This is a genomic window from Marivirga salinae, from assembly GCF_030503855.1.
GTDB lineage: Bacteria > Bacteroidota > Bacteroidia > Cytophagales > Cyclobacteriaceae > Marivirga > Marivirga salinarum.
Genome location: NZ_CP129971.1, coordinates 1011935 through 1028737, shown reverse-complemented (window position 1 = coordinate 1028737; position 16803 = coordinate 1011935). Strand labels below are relative to the sequence as shown.

At 33.3% G+C, this 16803-nt stretch carries 18 protein-coding genes; 2 read left to right on the top strand and 16 right to left on the bottom strand.

The genetic code is table 11. The features are described 5' to 3' along the window. Window positions 1-20: 20 nt before the first annotated feature. On the bottom strand, window positions 21-1679 hold the full coding sequence (locus QYS49_RS04395) for a BamA/TamA family outer membrane protein (protein ID WP_308350470.1): 1659 nt from the start codon (window positions 1677-1679) through the stop codon (window positions 21-23). On the opposite strand from QYS49_RS04395, the gene hemW reads away from it, so the two are divergent. Further along, window positions 1663-2793, top strand: a complete 1131-nt coding sequence (gene hemW / locus QYS49_RS04390) for a radical SAM family heme chaperone HemW (RefSeq protein ID WP_308350469.1) — start codon at window positions 1663-1665, stop codon at window positions 2791-2793. The two genes, QYS49_RS04395 and hemW, sit on opposite strands and share 17 nt — an antisense overlap. On the opposite strand, the gene QYS49_RS04385 is transcribed toward hemW, so the two are convergent. From QYS49_RS04385 to QYS49_RS04375, 3 genes are all read right to left on the bottom strand, one after another. Then, window positions 2790-3509 (bottom strand): LytR/AlgR family response regulator transcription factor, encoded by a 720-nt coding sequence (locus tag QYS49_RS04385; RefSeq protein WP_308350468.1) that lies wholly within the window; start codon window positions 3507-3509, stop codon window positions 2790-2792. The two genes, hemW and QYS49_RS04385, sit on opposite strands and share 4 nt — an antisense overlap. Window positions 3510-3528: 19 nt before the next feature. Further along, on the bottom strand, window positions 3529-4563 hold the full coding sequence (locus QYS49_RS04380) for a sensor histidine kinase (RefSeq protein ID WP_308350466.1): 1035 nt from the start codon (window positions 4561-4563) through the stop codon (window positions 3529-3531). A 91-nt stretch (window positions 4564-4654) separates the two neighbouring features. After that, window positions 4655-5974, bottom strand: coding sequence for an NAD(P)/FAD-dependent oxidoreductase (locus QYS49_RS04375; protein ID WP_308350464.1), 1320 nt, complete (start codon window positions 5972-5974; stop codon window positions 4655-4657). A 609-nt stretch (window positions 5975-6583) separates the two neighbouring features. On the opposite strand from QYS49_RS04375, the gene QYS49_RS04370 reads away from it, so the two are divergent. Beyond that, window positions 6584-6892 carry a hypothetical protein gene (locus QYS49_RS04370; protein WP_308350463.1) on the top strand — a complete coding sequence of 103 codons (309 nt, stop codon included), beginning with the start codon at window positions 6584-6586 and terminating at the stop codon, window positions 6890-6892. 92 nt (window positions 6893-6984) lie between these two features. On the opposite strand, the gene QYS49_RS04365 is transcribed toward QYS49_RS04370, so the two are convergent. The 12 genes from QYS49_RS04365 to QYS49_RS04310 all read right to left on the bottom strand — a co-directional run bounded on the left by QYS49_RS04365 (window position 6985) and on the right by QYS49_RS04310 (window position 16788). Next, on the bottom strand, window positions 6985-7851 hold the full coding sequence (locus tag QYS49_RS04365; protein WP_308350461.1) for a substrate-binding periplasmic protein: 867 nt from the start codon (window positions 7849-7851) through the stop codon (window positions 6985-6987). A gap of 242 nt (window positions 7852-8093) precedes the next feature. Then, a complete protein-coding gene (locus tag QYS49_RS04360) occupies window positions 8094-8351 on the bottom strand; it encodes a DUF6952 family protein (protein WP_308350459.1) in 258 nt (85 codons plus the stop codon). Beyond that, window positions 8332-8643 (bottom strand): thioredoxin family protein, encoded by a 312-nt coding sequence (locus QYS49_RS04355; protein WP_308350457.1) that lies wholly within the window; start codon window positions 8641-8643, stop codon window positions 8332-8334. The genes QYS49_RS04360 and QYS49_RS04355 overlap by 20 nt, the downstream gene beginning before the upstream one ends. 119 nt (window positions 8644-8762) lie before the next feature. Continuing rightward, a complete protein-coding gene (locus QYS49_RS04350) occupies window positions 8763-10241 on the bottom strand; it encodes a glycine--tRNA ligase (protein ID WP_308350455.1) in 1479 nt (492 codons plus the stop codon). Between the two features lie 51 nt (window positions 10242-10292). After that, a complete protein-coding gene (locus QYS49_RS04345) occupies window positions 10293-11981 on the bottom strand; it encodes a sensor histidine kinase (RefSeq protein WP_308350453.1) in 1689 nt (562 codons plus the stop codon). Between the two features lie 178 nt (window positions 11982-12159). Next, complete coding sequence (locus tag QYS49_RS04340) at window positions 12160-12777, bottom strand: class I SAM-dependent methyltransferase (RefSeq protein ID WP_308350452.1); 618 nt, start codon at window positions 12775-12777, stop codon at window positions 12160-12162. Further along, complete coding sequence (locus QYS49_RS04335) at window positions 12755-13669, bottom strand: patatin-like phospholipase family protein (protein ID WP_308350451.1); 915 nt, start codon at window positions 13667-13669, stop codon at window positions 12755-12757. The genes QYS49_RS04340 and QYS49_RS04335 overlap by 23 nt, the downstream gene beginning before the upstream one ends. Before the next feature lie 112 nt (window positions 13670-13781). After that, a complete protein-coding gene (locus tag QYS49_RS04330) occupies window positions 13782-14207 on the bottom strand; it encodes a hypothetical protein (RefSeq protein ID WP_308350450.1) in 426 nt (141 codons plus the stop codon). A 155-nt stretch (window positions 14208-14362) separates the two neighbouring features. Next, a complete protein-coding gene (locus tag QYS49_RS04325) occupies window positions 14363-15055 on the bottom strand; it encodes a potassium channel family protein (RefSeq protein ID WP_308350448.1) in 693 nt (230 codons plus the stop codon). Then, window positions 15052-15669: a uridine kinase family protein gene (locus QYS49_RS04320; RefSeq protein WP_308350446.1), complete on the bottom strand. Its 618-nt coding sequence runs from the start codon at window positions 15667-15669 to the stop codon at window positions 15052-15054. Before QYS49_RS04320 ends, QYS49_RS04325 begins: the two co-directional genes overlap by 4 nt. Window positions 15670-15698: 29 nt before the next feature. Further along, window positions 15699-16277: a non-canonical purine NTP diphosphatase gene (locus QYS49_RS04315; RefSeq protein WP_308350445.1), complete on the bottom strand. Its 579-nt coding sequence runs from the start codon at window positions 16275-16277 to the stop codon at window positions 15699-15701. A gap of 4 nt (window positions 16278-16281) precedes the next feature. Then, a complete protein-coding gene (locus QYS49_RS04310) occupies window positions 16282-16788 on the bottom strand; it encodes an FKBP-type peptidyl-prolyl cis-trans isomerase (RefSeq protein ID WP_308350444.1) in 507 nt (168 codons plus the stop codon). Between the last annotated feature and the right edge of the window lie 15 nt (window positions 16789-16803).

Sequence of the window (16803 nt, the reverse complement as noted above, 5' to 3'; positions counted from 1 at the left end):
TTATTTAATATATATTCTTTTTAAAAAACTGCAATATAGCCAAAATGCACTTTCCCTTGCGAAAAATCAGGCATATTTCCTGTCTCTTGCCCTAATGCGTAAATAATTCTGAACCAGCCATTTTGGCTTTTTATATCTAAGCCAGCACCTGTGGCATAAACCCATCCAACATTGGCTAGCAATTTCGCAAAATCAGTTAATAGGAAGAAACTCGATTTTTGATCTAGGAAATATCTGTAATTCAGATTTAATAGTCCAAAATATCGGGTATAGAAAAAATTTCTGTCAAAGCCTCTTAGATTTTGTAATCCGCCCAAGCGCTGTAAATCATTTTGAGAAAGTGCTGGGTTCTGAATTGCACGATATTGTGGAATTACTTCTAGCAAGAATCTCTTCCACAAAACTTTCTGCATATGAATTTTGAAACCACCTCTTATGGTATTGCTATTTTCAGGAACATTTTGCCATGCCATTGGCAAAGCTGAATAATTAATGATCTCTTTTTGCCCAAAACTGAAATTTGACTGCGCAAAAATATAGTCTTCTAATTCAGGATAAGTTAAGGGTCTTTTCCATTCTAAATTGAGCAGGACTGCATTAACCATTGAACTCCGAAATGGGTCAATATTTAAAACTTCTGTTTCCGAAAAATCCCTCAATATATTATTAGTGAATCTTTGATAGGATAATCCTACTTTTAATGCGTTCCACAAAGGATAATAGGTTCCAATTTGCAATTCAGTTTGTAGAAATGTACTGTCTTCTTGCAGGAGTTCAAATCCAAAATTAACACCTAAAGGACTCCTGAATGCATTTGATTGTTGAATCCTGGTATTGAGGAATTGAGAATTAGCAGAATATTTTTGCCAAAACATATCTATCCCAACTCCTCTTTTAAATAAATTTCTTAATCGTGCATCAACCTGACCAGTCAAATTAGTTCGAGAGCCTTCGGGTACTAATCCTATGATAGCATCAAACTGATTGACTCTTTCTTCTTTAATCTTTAGATTAATTATTGCTTTATTATTTGCGAAAGCTAATTGAGGTAAAGAGGATAAACTTATGTATTCCAATTCGCTTATTTTATCTGTAATATTATTAAATGCTTTTATATCAAAAGGCTTATCATATTCCAAGTCCAATACATTGCTTAAATAGGTTGAATTTACCACTTGACTATCTCCTTCTATATTTAATGAATCATTTAGAATATAATTTTGTGCAATTATATTTATGGAAGCCTGAATCTGATTATCATTTAAATTATCAATTGATAAGCTTGCCTTCGCTAAGGGATAACCATTTCTATGATAATTTTCTATTATGTACTCTTTGATTTGAATATTTAAAACGAATTGATTTGCAACTTCCCCTTTTAATTTTTTTAAGAAGGGAATATCAGAAGTTAATTGATCTTCAGACACATTTATTGAATGCCAGTAATATGGCCTTCCTTTAAGAATTTGAAGATTATCATTTTCATCAATTTCAACTTGTGCTTCCCAAAAACCTGACTTAATTAAGGAATCTTGAATTACTTTTTTCTGTTGGAAAAGGCTGTCACTTGAATTTTGTGCAAATGAAATTGTCGGTATGATAAAATATAGGAGAGGCAGTAGCAGGTACTTCTGTAAAATTCGAGCTAGATTTGCATTAATTTTGGCAGGTATATACATACATATTCCCTTTTGTAAGCAGGCATGCTTCTACTGTGACTTTCATTTTTCCACCAATATGGTGATTAAAAACGAAATGGTGGAAGCAATCCGCAAAGAAATTGAGCTGCAGCAAGATTATCTTGGGGGAGAACTCATTGAATCTATTTATTTTGGTGGCGGAACTCCTTCCGTTTTGGAAGAAAGTCATCTAAAATTAATATTAAACTCCCTCAAAAAACATAATAATATTTCTTCAGAAGCTGAGATTACATTTGAGGCCAATCCTGATGATATTACACCTGACAAATTAAGTATGCTATTTCAAAATGGTATCAATCGCTTGAGCGTGGGCATTCAATCTTTTGATGAAGATGTTTTGAAATGGATGAACCGCGCCCATAATAGCAAAGAAGCTTTTAAATGCTTGGAGTGGATAAAAGAAAGTGAATTCAATAATTTCAGTCTAGATTTGATTTATGGGATTCCAATTTCTACTCATGAGACCTGGGAAAGGGATTTAAAAACATTGGTTGATTTTCAGCCGCCACATATTTCTTCCTATTGCCTTACTATTGAACCCGATACGGTTTTTGGCAGATGGCAACAAAAAGGAAAATTAAATGAAGCCTCAGAAGACTATGCTTCAGAACAATTCTATCATTTATCTGAATATTTACTGAAATCGGATTATAAACATTATGAGGTTTCCAACTTTGCGAAAAAGGGTTTCCATTCCAAACATAACAGCAGCTACTGGCAACAAAAGCCTTATTTGGGCATTGGTCCTTCCGCTCATTCATATGATGGCAAAAACAGACAATTCAATATCTCTAATAATGCAAAATATTTGAAGGCGCTTGAGAAGAATGAAATCCCTGCCGAAATGGATATTTTAACAACTGAAGATCGTATTAATGAATATTTGATGACTTCCTTACGAACCTCAGTTGGTTGCAATATTCAATATCTGAAAAATGAACTGAATTATGATTTAATAAAAAATGCAAAACCCCAAATTGAGCAATGGATAAGCTCAGAGCTTTGCATTTTAGAAGGTCATCATTTGAAGCTTACTTTAAAAGGAAGGCTTTTAGCAGATAAATTGGCTTCAGATTTATTTTTGGTGAATTAAAGACTCATTAAATCTTTAAACTTAGTGGCCTGTCTTCGACTTACCTCTACCTTATCTCCACCTTTCAATTTTACCATCAAGCCCCCATTGAACCAAGTTTCAATCTCATCTATCCATTCTAAATTGATGATATGCTTTCGGCTTACTCTGAAGAAATGCTTGTTATCGAGCTTTTCATCCAAGGCATTTAAGGACTTATGAATCATAGGCTTGTTTTTATCAAAATAAACTTTGATATAATTACCATCCGATTCAAATAAGCGAACATCTTTCAATTTCACAAACCAGCAATTATCTCCATCTTTTACGAAAACCTGATCGTTGACAGTAAGTTGATTGCTCTTGATATTTTGTTCTTCTTGAATTTCTACTTCTTTCCTGATTTTATTAACTGATTCTGTTAATCTTTTTGGCTCAATGGGCTTTAGAAGGTAATCCAAGGCGTTGAATTCAAAGGCTTTCAAGGCATATTCATCATAGGCAGTGGTAAATATAACTTTAGGGGTTTTTTCTAAGGTTTCTAATAATTCAAATCCTGTTCTACCTGGCATTTGAATATCCAGAAATATAAGGTCTGGATTATGCTTATCAATCATTTCTTCGGCTTCGTCTGCATTCGCTGCCTCACCCAATATTTCAATATCTTTATATTCAGCTAATAAATTACTAAGTTCTTTACGAGCCAACCTTTCATCATCAATAATTAATACCTTCATATTTATAAATTAAAAATTTTCAATAATTGATTTGAGGGATTTTCACTATGGTTAATACCGTTCCCTCTTGTTCATTTTTGATACTAAACGAAGCTGCTTTATCAAAGATTAACTTTAATCTTTGCTTTGTATTTTCTAATCCAAAGCCTTTGTGTTTCCTTCTTTTATCCAATTTAAAGTTCCCAGAATTTCTGATAAAGATATTCAAACATTTTTTATCATCCACTTGAGTTTCAATTGACAACTTTCCACCATATGTTAAATTAGAAATACCATGCTTTATCCCATTTTCAACTAATGTTTGAATCATCAAAGGCGGTACTTGATATTTATAAGAATCAGGGTGAATCACAAACTCTGTAGTGAGCCTTTCTTCATACCTTATCTTTTCCAATGCTAAAAAGTCGATAACTGTATTTAATTCATCATTGAAGTTAATCAATCTTTTCTTATCCAATATTAATGAGTTTCTGAGAATATTGGATAATTGTGTAATAGAATTCTTTGCTTTTACAGGATCTTCATCCACTAAAGCCCTCACGCTGTTTAATGCATTAAATATAAAATGAGGATTAAGCTGTGATTTCAAATTGTTAAGCTCAATTTCATTCATTGCAGCATCATATTTAAGTGAGCGATTGTAGTTTTCAACATAATGATACATGAAATACACCAGCGACCAAAGAAAAAACAAGATCACATAGGCTAGAATATTTAGAAAAATCACCCTAGGGTTAAGATCAAAAGCAGGGTCTAGAAAACCCAACAATGACGACAGTCCGAATAAGAATACGTAATTAATAACACTGAGAATAAAGCAGGCAATAATTACTCTAACCACCAGTTTTTGAATAATGATTTTCAGCCAACCATTTCTTATGATAAAGCTCCTATAGATATGGGTCAGAAAAATGTAAAAAGGGACAAGAATAAGCTGTATAATTATCTGCTGATTAGATAAATTTTCTCCAAAATACGCTAAAAAAATATTGAGCAAGCCATAAGCAGACCAACCTATAAATTGTAACGTCCAATAAAGTACCTTTTTATTCATTATATCTGTGCATCCACTTCATGGAAAGTAAAATAACTATGCCACAAAATAAGCTTCTTTTTTAAGATTTAAGAAACCGCTTGTCAAATGATTATTTTTGACCTTCGCTTTTTGAGTCCTTCACTTTAGGAACGAAAGGACGAATGATTAGCCGGGTACCTCTGTCGTAAGTGAAATAATTCCATATCCAGTTACTAAGAATCACAATCTTATTTCTGAATCCTACAATGGAAATAAGGTGCACAAACATCCAAATGAACCATGCAAAAAAGCCGCCAAAATGAAGATTCTTTGGTAAATCCACCACTGCTTTATTACGACCTACTGTTGCCATACTGCCTTTATCTAAATATTTAAAAGGCTTCTGTTCCTTTCCATTCAGGGATAAAATGATATTCCTTGCTAATCTTTCACCTTGTTGCATAGCAACAGGCGCCAACATTGGATGTCCTTTAGGGAAATCTTCTGTTTCCATTAAAGCTATATCTCCAACTGCATAAACATTTTCTGTCCCCTCTACCAAATTATATCGATCTACCTTATATCTGCTGTTCTTCACACTATCCTCAGGCAGTCCTTCAATAACATTGCCCATTACTCCTGCTCCCCATAGCAATGTGGAAGAAGGTAGCGTTTCATCATTACTAAAAACTACCTTTTCACCATCAAAGCTATTCACCATAGTGTTTAGCTTTACATTTACTTCAAATTTTTTCAGATATTTTTGAGCTTTTTTGTCAGCGAATTCAGACATACCTCCCAACAATCTGTCCATCCCTTCCACTAAATAAATATTGAATTTGCTGAAGTCTAAATCAGGATAATCATTTGGAAGGACGTGCTTCTTAAGTTCTCCTAGAGCACCGGCAAGCTCTACACCTGTAGGACCACCACCCACAATTACAATATTCATTAATCGCTCAATCTTATCTTCATCAGAGCTAAGCACTGCCTCTTCAAAATTCTGCAGTATATGACTCCGGAAATCCAAGGCCTGAGGGATTTGCTTAAGTGGAAATGCTTTCTCAAATTTTTCATTTTGACCAAAGAAATTAGTTTTGGAGCCTGCAGCTATTATGAGATAATCGAAAGATAACTCGCCTACATTACTGATTATTCTATTCTCACTTTGATCAATCTTAGTCACTGTAGCCATTCTAAAAAAGATATTCTTATGATTCTCGAGTAATTTTCGCAAAGGCCCTGCTATGGAATCAGGCTCAAGACCAGCAGTAGCAACTTGATAGAGCAAAGGCTGAAAAGTATGATAATTATGTCTGTCAAGTAATACTACTTGAACATCTTGACCAGCGAATTTTTTGGCCATGGTGATACCGGCAAAACCTCCACCGATAATAACTATTCTCTTTTGATTTGTATTAGGAATTTTAAACGAATTGGGCTTATCCATAAGTGACTTTTCTTAAAAATTAGATACAGTATTAACTCATCTAAAAGTATTAGGTTTTATGGATTAAACCTTCAATAATTTTGTATTATCATTCAGTTATTCTTACGTATGTTTACAAATTTTATAAATGATTTTACTTCGCAAAACAACCTCTTGAAACCTCTTGAAAGGATCCAAAATTAAACCAATGGAATCGAATTAATTATATGTTTAAATAAACTAAAGCAAGATTCTTTTTACAACAACTTAATTAAGTCCAATTTCTTTGAAATATTTAAACATTTATCTACCCAGCATACAAATTCATAATTCTGATTTACAGCCATTTATGAATTTTATGTTTTGTTAAATTATTGAGTTTCTATTCTGAAATAAAATTGAATCTGTCAACAAGTATTTGTTGTTTTTAAACAAACCATTTATCGTAAAACAGAATAATATTAGGCATAACAAACAAAACCCAAAATTTTATCAAAAAAACATTATTATTTTTTTAACAATTATTTATTACATCTAAAGTACATTAGCCAAATTATTTATTAAATACAGCAAGCAACTTTTTCATAATATTCCGCGTCAACCCTATATAAGAACCTAAAACAAAATATTATGAAAAGGGCAATAGTAATTTTAGCATTGATTTTTGCATTCGGTAATGTAAATGCAAATGACGAGAAAGTATCTAGTGATGAAAAATTAATTAAGGAAGTAACGGCTGAAATGGAACAGTCTGTTTTTTATATAAATGATATTGAACAAGAACCTGATGTGTTGATCTACAACATTGATGGGAAATTGCTTCACAGCTTTCAGAAAGAAAATATTGACCCTGTAGCTATGAGAAATGCTGATTTATTAATGGAAATCAACTCACAAAAAATATTTATTAAAGTAAAGGAACTAAATCCTGCTATTTAAGCTTAGGATAGTATAGTTTAATTCATAGTGAATGGTTGATGTTTTGGTAAGTAAAAGCCTCCGTACTGAAAAGTAGGAGGCTTTTTGTTTCACTACTTTTCTTGAACTACTGCGTCCAATAATTGAAGTGCATTACGCCCTAAATGATTTGCAATAATTTTTCTATAACTAGGACTTGTCCTATAAGATTCTGTTAAAAATTCTTGAAAGGGTTTATCCCAATCACTATTTTTTGGCATTACAATCCCAAATTCCTCAGCAGTTTGATCACCAGCAGGATGTCGTTTGATTGGTTTCTTAGATTTAGTTGCATCTAAATAATAAGTAAAGTCAATATTGGTAAAATAATCTGTACTATTTGTAATAGCGACTAATGCTTCGTCAAATGAATCTACATATTCAATAGTCAAGCTTGGGTAATACTTCTTCTTAATCTGTAAAATCTGGTCTTCATTAGTGGAACCTTTAACGGTAACAGCCTTTTTCCCAGCAAAAACTTCTGCAATTTTACTGATGTCATTAAGAGTAGGAAGTGCTTCATTGCTAAGCATCATGCCAATATTAGTAATATATGGAGGGCTAAAATTATAAGATGCTTTTCTTTTTTGAGTGATAGTAGTATTACTTAAACCAAAAACTCCATTAGATGAGTTTTTAATAGCATTTAAATAAGAAGTGAAATTATTTGCATGCTCTTTTTCCATTGTGGAATTTACCGTAATTCCATAATTGTCTAAAAGGAAAAACTCAAAATCACTCATTACGTCTACACATACTCCTTGAACTTCACCATTTATATTTGCAGCAAATCCTGGTGCCTCTGAATAAACATATGTTAAATTTGCAGTCTTACTTTCCTTTGCTTTTTCAAAAGTATCCCCTGAAAACTGTGCTTGAGCTTTAAAGCCTAAAAGTATTAAAGGCAAGATAAAAAATGAATTGAATAGTAGCTTTTTCATAATATCAATTTAGTGTCCAATTTGAAAAATACTTAAACCCATTTGAAATAGGAAGTACTTTTCTGTAAATCAAATACTTTTATCGACAAAATAAAATTTATAAAGGAATGAATATTATAATATTAACTTAAAAAGCTATAATATATAATTATTCGTATATTATTTACTACATTTTAGTAAATTACAAAAAAAGCACAGCTTCATAAGAAACTGTGCTTTTCATATTTAAATTGTGTTTATATTTAACTATCTATTGATCCCATTACTCTCTTCATGAAGCCATTCAAAGCTTCCTTTTTTGGAGTACCTGATCTAACATCTTTATGCACCTCTAAGGCTCCAGACAAATTAGAAAGCAATTCACCAATTACTTCCAGTTCTTCATCCTTTATTCCTTTAGCCTCAATCAAATCTTCTAGAAGATCCATGCTTTCTACCACATAATCTTCATCATTTTTCTCAATAAACTCTACTACGTGCTTAATTATTGGTAACCTCATCTAATAAATCTGTTATGATACTTGGTTTATTTCCTGAAATTGAATTCACTAATTTACCATTTTTAAATCCGGCAAAAGTAGGTAAGTTTTTAACCTCTGCTAGTGATCTTGAGTTTGGCAATTTTTCAGCGTCAACATAAACAAATTTTATGTTTTCATTTTCACCTGCGAGTCTTTTAAACTTAGGCTTAGTGATTTTGCAATTGCCGCACCATGTAGCACCATATTGCACCATTACCAACTCATTACCATCCACTATTTCTTGTAAATTATCTTCTGCTAATTCTATCATTATCCAATTCTTTAAATTTCTTATACTTAAATGAACCGCAAAATTACGAATAGGTTACGATTAATTAAATTGATTGTTTACATATGATTATAGACAAAATCTATCTTTATAGAAATTGATTATAACTGTTCATAAATTCGATTAAAAGAGGTCGCTTTTGCAATAAAAGATTCCAATTCACTGATTGGCATTCTCTCTTGCTCAGTACTGTCTCTATGTCTGATAGTTACAGTATCATCCTCTAATGTCTGATGATCCACTGCAATACAGAATGGCGTTCCAATTAAATCCTGTCGAGTATAACGCTTACCAATAGAAGCCGCTTCTTCATAAACCACATTGAAAGCTCCTTTTAAAGATTTATATATTTCATGCCCTTTTTCTGGTAAGCCATCTTTTTTAGTTAAAGGTAAGATCGCTGCTTTAACTGGAGCCAATGCAGGATGCAATTTCAAATAGGTTCTTGTTTTAATATTATCTCCCTCACCTACTTCTTCATTTTTAAATGCACTGCAGAAAAGCATTAAAAACAACCTATCGCAACCGACTGAAGTTTCTACGACATAAGGAATATAGTTTTTACCTACCTCAGGATCGAAATATTGCAATTTCTTTTTGGAAACTTCTTGATGGCTTTTCAAATCAAAATCAGTACGACTGTGAATTCCTTCCACTTCTTTAAAACCGAAAGGAAATTTATATTCAACATCAACGGCTGCATTTGCGTAATGGGCAAGTTTTTCGTGTTCATGTAAACGCAAATCTTCATCTGCTATGCCTATAGCTTTATGCCACTTTAATCTCATATCTCTCCACTTTTCATACCAGCCCATTTCTTCCCCTGGACGAACAAAGAATTGCATCTCCATTTGCTCAAATTCACGCATTCTGAAAATAAACTGACGCGCAACAATTTCATTTCTGAAAGCTTTACCAATTTGGGCAATCCCAAATGGCACTTTCATTCTTGCAGTTTTTTGAACATTTAAGAAATTGACAAAAATACCTTGTGCTGTTTCTGGTCTAAGATAAATTTTGCCTGAACCATCAGAAACACTACCAATTTGAGTAGAGAACATCAAATTAAATTGACGAACTTCCGTCCAGTTATCTGTTCCTGAAATCGGACATTTTATTCCCTCAGCAATAATCAATTCACGAACAGCTTCCAAATCTTCCGCTTCCAATAACTGACCTGTTTTTTTCAATAATGCATCTGCTTTTTCCTGATCACCTGCATTTTCGTACTCTGCAGCTTTTTCTTCCAATAAAACATCCGCTCTGTATCTTTTCTTGGAATCTTTATTGTCAATCATCGGGTCATTGAAACTTTCGATGTGACCAGATGCTTTCCAAGTGTCAGAGTGCATGAAAATTGCTGAATCTAATCCGACTATATCATCATTGAAACGAGTCATGGTATTCCACCAAAGCTCTTTAATATTTTTCTTTAATTCAGCTCCATAGGGACCGTAGTCATATACAGCCTGTAAACCTTCATAAATTTCGCTTGAAGGATATACAAAACCATATTCTTTCGCATGAGCAATTATATCTCTAAATAGTGTGTTTTCGGGAGTTTGTTCTTTCTTTGCCATGCCGCAAAGATAAATTAAATAGAGCCTATTAGGCAATTACATGAGAAAAATTTAAGATTTAGGTAATTTTATCGTAAAAGTAGTCCCCTCACCTTTTTCAGATTCGAGATTTATGCTTCCTCCCAGTCTTTCTACCATATCTTTTACGATATATAACCCTAGACCAGAGCCTTTGGAATTTTCAGAAGCTCTGAAAAACATATCGAAAATTTTGGCTTGAGCTTCAAATGGAATCCCCTGGCCATTGTCAATGATTTTAATCAATACCTCTCTACCCAAATCTTCAGTTTGGACTGCAACATATTTTCCAGGAAGAGCGTGTCGATGGTATTTAATAGCGTTGTCGACTAAATTATTTAGTATAACACCCAACCTACCTTGATCAGTTTCTAAAACTAAATCTTGATCAACTCTCATTCTAAAATCAATATCCGCAGAAAGTTCTCGATACTGAGTGTTTTCAAAGGTTTCCTTCAATAAGTCATGAAAATTAACAGGTTGTTTGATAATTTCCGTACGAGTATTTCGAGCAAAACTGATAATCTCATCAATGAATGTATAAAGCTTTTTCACTCTATTTTTCATCATTCCAAGTAATTGCTTTAATTCTTGGCTGTCTTCCGTGGTATCACCAATATTAATTAATCCTTGTATTGAATTTAAAGGTGCGCGTAAATCATGTGAAACGCTGTATACAAATCTATCTAACTCAGCATTGGTTTGCTCTAAAAGTTGATTTTTCTCCTTAATTTCCTCTTCTTTTATTTTCTTATCCGTGATATCTACTAAAGAGCCCACCATCCTAACTGGCTTTTGATCATGAGACCACTTGGCTTGACCCGATCCTTGAAACCAACGATAGCTTCCGTCTTTGCATTTCAATTTATATTCAACAGAGAACGGTTCTTTATTTTCAAGATGCCGTTTAAAATCACTTACCAATCGGGGATAGTCAGATTTTTCAGCTAACAAATTTTTGAAGCTATTTTGATCTGGCGAAAACTCAGTTGGGTTATAACCTAATAACTCGTACAACTTTGGAGACCACCATTGTTGATCTTTATTGATGTTCTCCCAATCCCAAATTCCTGCATTAGTGCCTTCTACAGCTAAGCGAAATCTTTCTTCACTTTCCTTTAATTTTCGGTCTTGCTCCAAGATTTTCTGTTCGGACTTGTATTGCAATTTAACTTGGAAGTAAATCACTATTATAAGCCCAACAAAAGTGAAAAAATAGTTGAGAAAATAAATTTTATCCTCTTTGGCTTCATTAATCGTATCAACTGAAACAATTTTATAGGTTGTCATTTCACTTATAACAAAACAAGCGAATGCAATTACCCCATAAAAGAGCCAAACTTTTACATTTTTATAACCAAACAAGGTAATAGAAGCTACTAAGATTGGGAAAAGATATAGTTGGGAGCCATAATATTTCCCTTCATTTGACATGAAAATAAAAACAAAAAATATAGCGATAAGTAATAAGCTGTGTTTGGCTAATTCATATTTACCAAAACGATTTAGCAAAAATCCGAAAACGCCACCGAATATTCCCACCATAAAGGATGGGGTTAAAGAAATATCCCACAAAAAAACATTTAGTAGGCCATTTACAGTACTTATAAATGTTAGAATTAAGCAGCATACTCCAACGAGTAATGCCTTACGATAATCTCCTTCAGATTTTATGCGAGTCCCTTGACCCAATATAATATTTCGAAATGAATATTTTTTCATACTGATAAACAGTAAATATACTTATTTTTCGAAATTTCTTTAATTATGCAAGACGTAACTAATTTTTGTGGATGTATTGTTTAAACCAAAATTGTCTGATTAGCTATATCTAAATACAATTAAATAACAAAGGAGCTTAATTGATTGTTTTAATGGATGTAATAAAACAAGATGTATTTTATATTTGTTTTTGAAACATAAAAGTCCCCATAGTATGCCTATTTTCAACCAAAACTTCTTTGTAAGGCTCAATTAATTCTAGCTGTCGATCTCTCAGATTTTCTACAAAAACATCTGCGTTTATCACAAATCGGATTTGTTTATTTTGGAATTGGAAAACACCTTCTTCTAACTCCACAATGTTTTCAGGGAAATAACGGTCGGTCATTGTACGAATAAAGATTTTACCATTTGGTTTTAAAAGACGAATAAGCTCGTTAATCATCATATTAAAATGAGCTACATTTTTAGCAAAATGTAATACAGCGCTGCCAATAATGATATCAAAAGTAGAATCTGGAAAAAGAATTTTATCCAATTTCATGACTTGGAATCGGGCATCTAAATCCCCCAGTTTATATTTTTTGGCTATCAGCTTTAGAAAGTTGATGGCTTCTGGATTTTGATCAATCCCGAAAATATCCAGGTTATTTTTCAGGCAATATGTCAGGTTTCTTCCTTCACCACATCCGGCATCCAAAACCTTAGCATCATCAGGCAAATATCCTTTTAGAATGAAATCTAACCAATAAAGATCAATATTACCCAGCTCACTATTCAGTTGTTTCCAATCCATTTTTATATTGGTTGTAAGATTTCTCAAATGCTTCCTTTCCTAATTCTACTAGCTCATTGCTTTTATAAAATTCAAATGTGCCACATGAATTTCGGGAAATCTGAACCAACATATCAGGCTTAATGAGTTCCATCTGCAAATTGGTCATTTTCTCTTGCATCAAATCAATAGAACGATTCATAAGATCAAAATAACCTAGCTTTTTAGGAATAGCGTTGGTTTCTTTTGGACTGTTGGAAGGGAAAAACTTCTTAATTCTATTAGTAAAATCATCCAAAAACTGTTTGTTCTTTTCGTCCTGCTGTACTTCTTCGGCTGTTACCGCCACCCTTTTCTCAAATGGAATAGCAGCATTGACATCTACAGCAATTAATATATCACCTTCTTTTCTTTTAACTCTGTTTAACGGAATAGGATTTAGTACACCACCATCCACAATTTCTTCATTTTCATGATATACAGGAGTCATTACTGTTGGAATCGCACAGGAAGCACGCAAAGCATCCATCAAATTTCCTTCAGAAAAAAGTACTTCTCTTTGTGTTCTTATGTTGGAAGCTACCGCTGTAAATGGAATAGAAAAATCTTCAATATTAAATTCTCCCAAAAGTTTTCGCATTTCTTTGAACACTTTTTCACCCCTAACCACACCTTGTAGACTAAGAGTGAAATCCAAGAGTTTAAAAACATCGATTTTATCAAAATGAGTGACCCATTCTTTGTATTCCTGCATTTTCCCAGCGGCATATAATCCGCCAATTACAGCCCCCATACTGGAACCCGAAATGGAAGAAATTTCAAATCCATTATCTTCCAAAGCTTCAATTACGCCAATATGTGCAACTCCTCTAGCGCCACCACTCCCTAAGACTAAGGCTACTTTTTGTTTCATACTTCAAAAATTATTTGGGTAAGAGCAATTTAAGGAAAATAGAGGTGAGAAAGTAAAAAAATAGAGGTTTGATTATATCTGCCAAAAAATAACTGATAATACAATTAAATAATTACTGCTCTCTATTAAATATAAGATTAGAATTCCCAACTTTTCCTTCAATAATTGGTGCTAGAACCAAAGAGTCAGTATTTATAAAACGAATAAAGGCTTTCCTTTTGTAATCTCTGTCAATTTCATTTATAAATAGTGTGTCAGCATTAATCGAATATTCTGCATTTCTATACTTAATATTGTCTCCTTCAAGATCAGTGTAAACTAATTGCTCCTTTTCAAAATTGTATTCACCTTTTGATAAAATAAGATCAAACTGCTTTTCAATTTGACTTCTCGTGTAATCATCTCCATTAACATAGCCAGGAGAAAGTCGAATCATCTCTATTACATCATAAGAAACCAATTTCCATCTTCCTTCAATAGTTGAAGTAGATTGTTGGAAAGTTATAAAGCTGAAAAATAATATTACAAATGTTTTCATAAATCAAAGGTCAGGTAGACAGTTAAAGGAGGTTAATTATATATCTGTACAATAAAAGTATAAAAATCAACTTAAAAATTAAGAGATATGGATTGAAATCTGTCCACAAAAACCTTTATGCACAATAAATCTCAATTAATGTAACCCAAAAAGTCTTACTTATTCACCTCAATAAACTTATTCACATCCTTAGATTTGCCCAAAAGAATCATGATGTCGGTTTCTTTAAGGAATGTATCAGCACGAGGAACACCTATGATATGCTCTACTTGCTGGAGTTGACCCTCTACTTTTTCATCATACAGTCTTTTTACTGTAATCAAGTTAAGGTTGTATTTTTCCCTTAATCCTATTTCGCTGATGGTTTGGTCTACTACTCTGCTTGGTGTATTAATCTCTACTATTTCGTAATCATCAGGCAAAGGAAGGAAGGATTTCATATTTGGGTGTAGCAACATTTCCGCCACAGTTTTACCTACTGTTTCTTCAGGTGAAAGGATTTCTTCTACCCCCATTTTCTCCAAAATCATGCGCTGTTGAGCATTGGCTGCTCTCGCAATAATTCGCTCAACCTCTAATTCCAACAATAAAACAGTGGTCAATAAAAGCCCTTCGAAATTTTCACCAATTGCCACTACTACCGCATCCATATCCTGGATGTTTTGCGCCTTTAAGGCTTTAACATCAGTGGAATCTAAAGCTACAGCATAGGCCACATCATCCTTTATGGACTCTACCTTATCAAGGTCAATATCAATGGCTAAAACTTCTGCGCCACTGTCGCTCAACGTTCGGGCGATAGATTCTCCAAACTGTCCTAATCCGATTACTGCAAAGCGATTGGTCATGAACTCATATTTTTTAGGTAAGATACTAAAACTTCTAAGCCTTTATCAAATTTATTATTATTTGGGATAATAACATCTGCATCATATTTAAAAGGATCGATATATTTCTCATAAGTAGGCGCCACATGTTTTTCATATCGATATAGAACATCGTCCAAATCATAACCACGTTCTGTATTATCACGCATAATACGCCTTTTGAGCTTTACATAGTCTTTAGCATCAATAAATACTTTCAAATCCAATAATTTAATTAGTTCGGGAAAGTAGAAAACAAATAAACCTTCCACTACTATAATTTTGGAAGGTTTAAATTCTAACATCTTGGGAACAATATCAGGATTATTGAAAGTGTATTCTTTTCGGCTTACAGGTTTTCCTTCTTTGAGCATTTTGATATCACGGGCGTAATCATCAAACTCAATAGACTGAGGAGTATCAAAGTTTTCTACTCCGTTGTCGTCCTTTGGCTGTAAATGTCGATCTTTGTAATAATTGTCTTGGGAAACCAGACAGATTTCATCTTTAGAGAAATGATCGAGTAAACTTTTCAGAAACATAGTTTTTCCTGATGCACTTCCTCCTGTGATACCTACAATGAATGGATTGTTCATGAGTGCAAAACTACTGTTTTAAACTGTTTTTAAGAATTTGTTTGTAAAAAATCGACCAACTTTCTCACTGCAATTGCCCTATGGGAAATTTTGTTTTTTTCTTCAAGGCTCATTTGAGCAAAAGTTTGTGAATATCCTTTTGGAATAAAAATGGGATCGTAGCCAAAGCCTTTGTCTCCATTGTATTCATTTGCTATTTCTCCTTCCACAATTCCCTCAAAGAAATGCTTTTGATCATCAATGAAAGCACTAATTACCGTTCTAAATCTAGCTTTTCTATTAGTTGAAGCACTTAATCTTTCCAAAACTAGCGCCATGTTATCTTTATCTGAACGCTGAGGACCTGCATAGCGAGCTGAAAAAACGCCAGGCTCACTATTTAAAGCTTCTATCTCCAATCCAGTATCATCAGCAAAACAATTAATGTTGTAGTGATCGAACACATACTCAGCCTTTTGCTGTGCGTTACCTTCAAGAGTGCTTTGGTCTTCTCTCAACTCTTCATTGCAACCTATCTCTTTAAGGCCAACCAATTGGAAATCCTCCCCTAAAAGCTGAGCTACTTCTTTAATTTTGTTTGGATTGTTTGTCGCAAAACAGATTTTCATAAAATTAATAACTAGTCAACCTTATTCTGAATTCTACATTTTCTCCTAACGGTAAATTTGCTGGCTGAGGTTGGCTAATTCCTTTTACTGTTAATAAAGAAGCAGGTACATACACTTTATACTCTGCATTTCTATTCATATTTGCAATAGCTATTTTAAAACCAGGTACAACACTATTGTTTCTAAGTGGAATTTGAGCATCAATTCCTGATATAAAATTTTCTGTACTGCCCAGTTCTCTACCTGTATAATCAATAGAAACTGTTGCACAATAATTTGGCCCTTCACCAGTACCAGCCTCAATCACAGTATATCTAATTCCTGAAGGATCAGTTTCATATTCTATACTTTGACCTTCAAGATAAGCTTCAATTTCAGCGATCTCGCTGTCCAATTGACCTTGATCCACATTTAATTCCGGTCTACTACCACAGTCTACTTGACCTCCATCGCATGAAGTAATCATTATGACCACCAGACACAAAGCAAATTGGTATATATTTCTTAACATTTCTGAGTTTTTCAT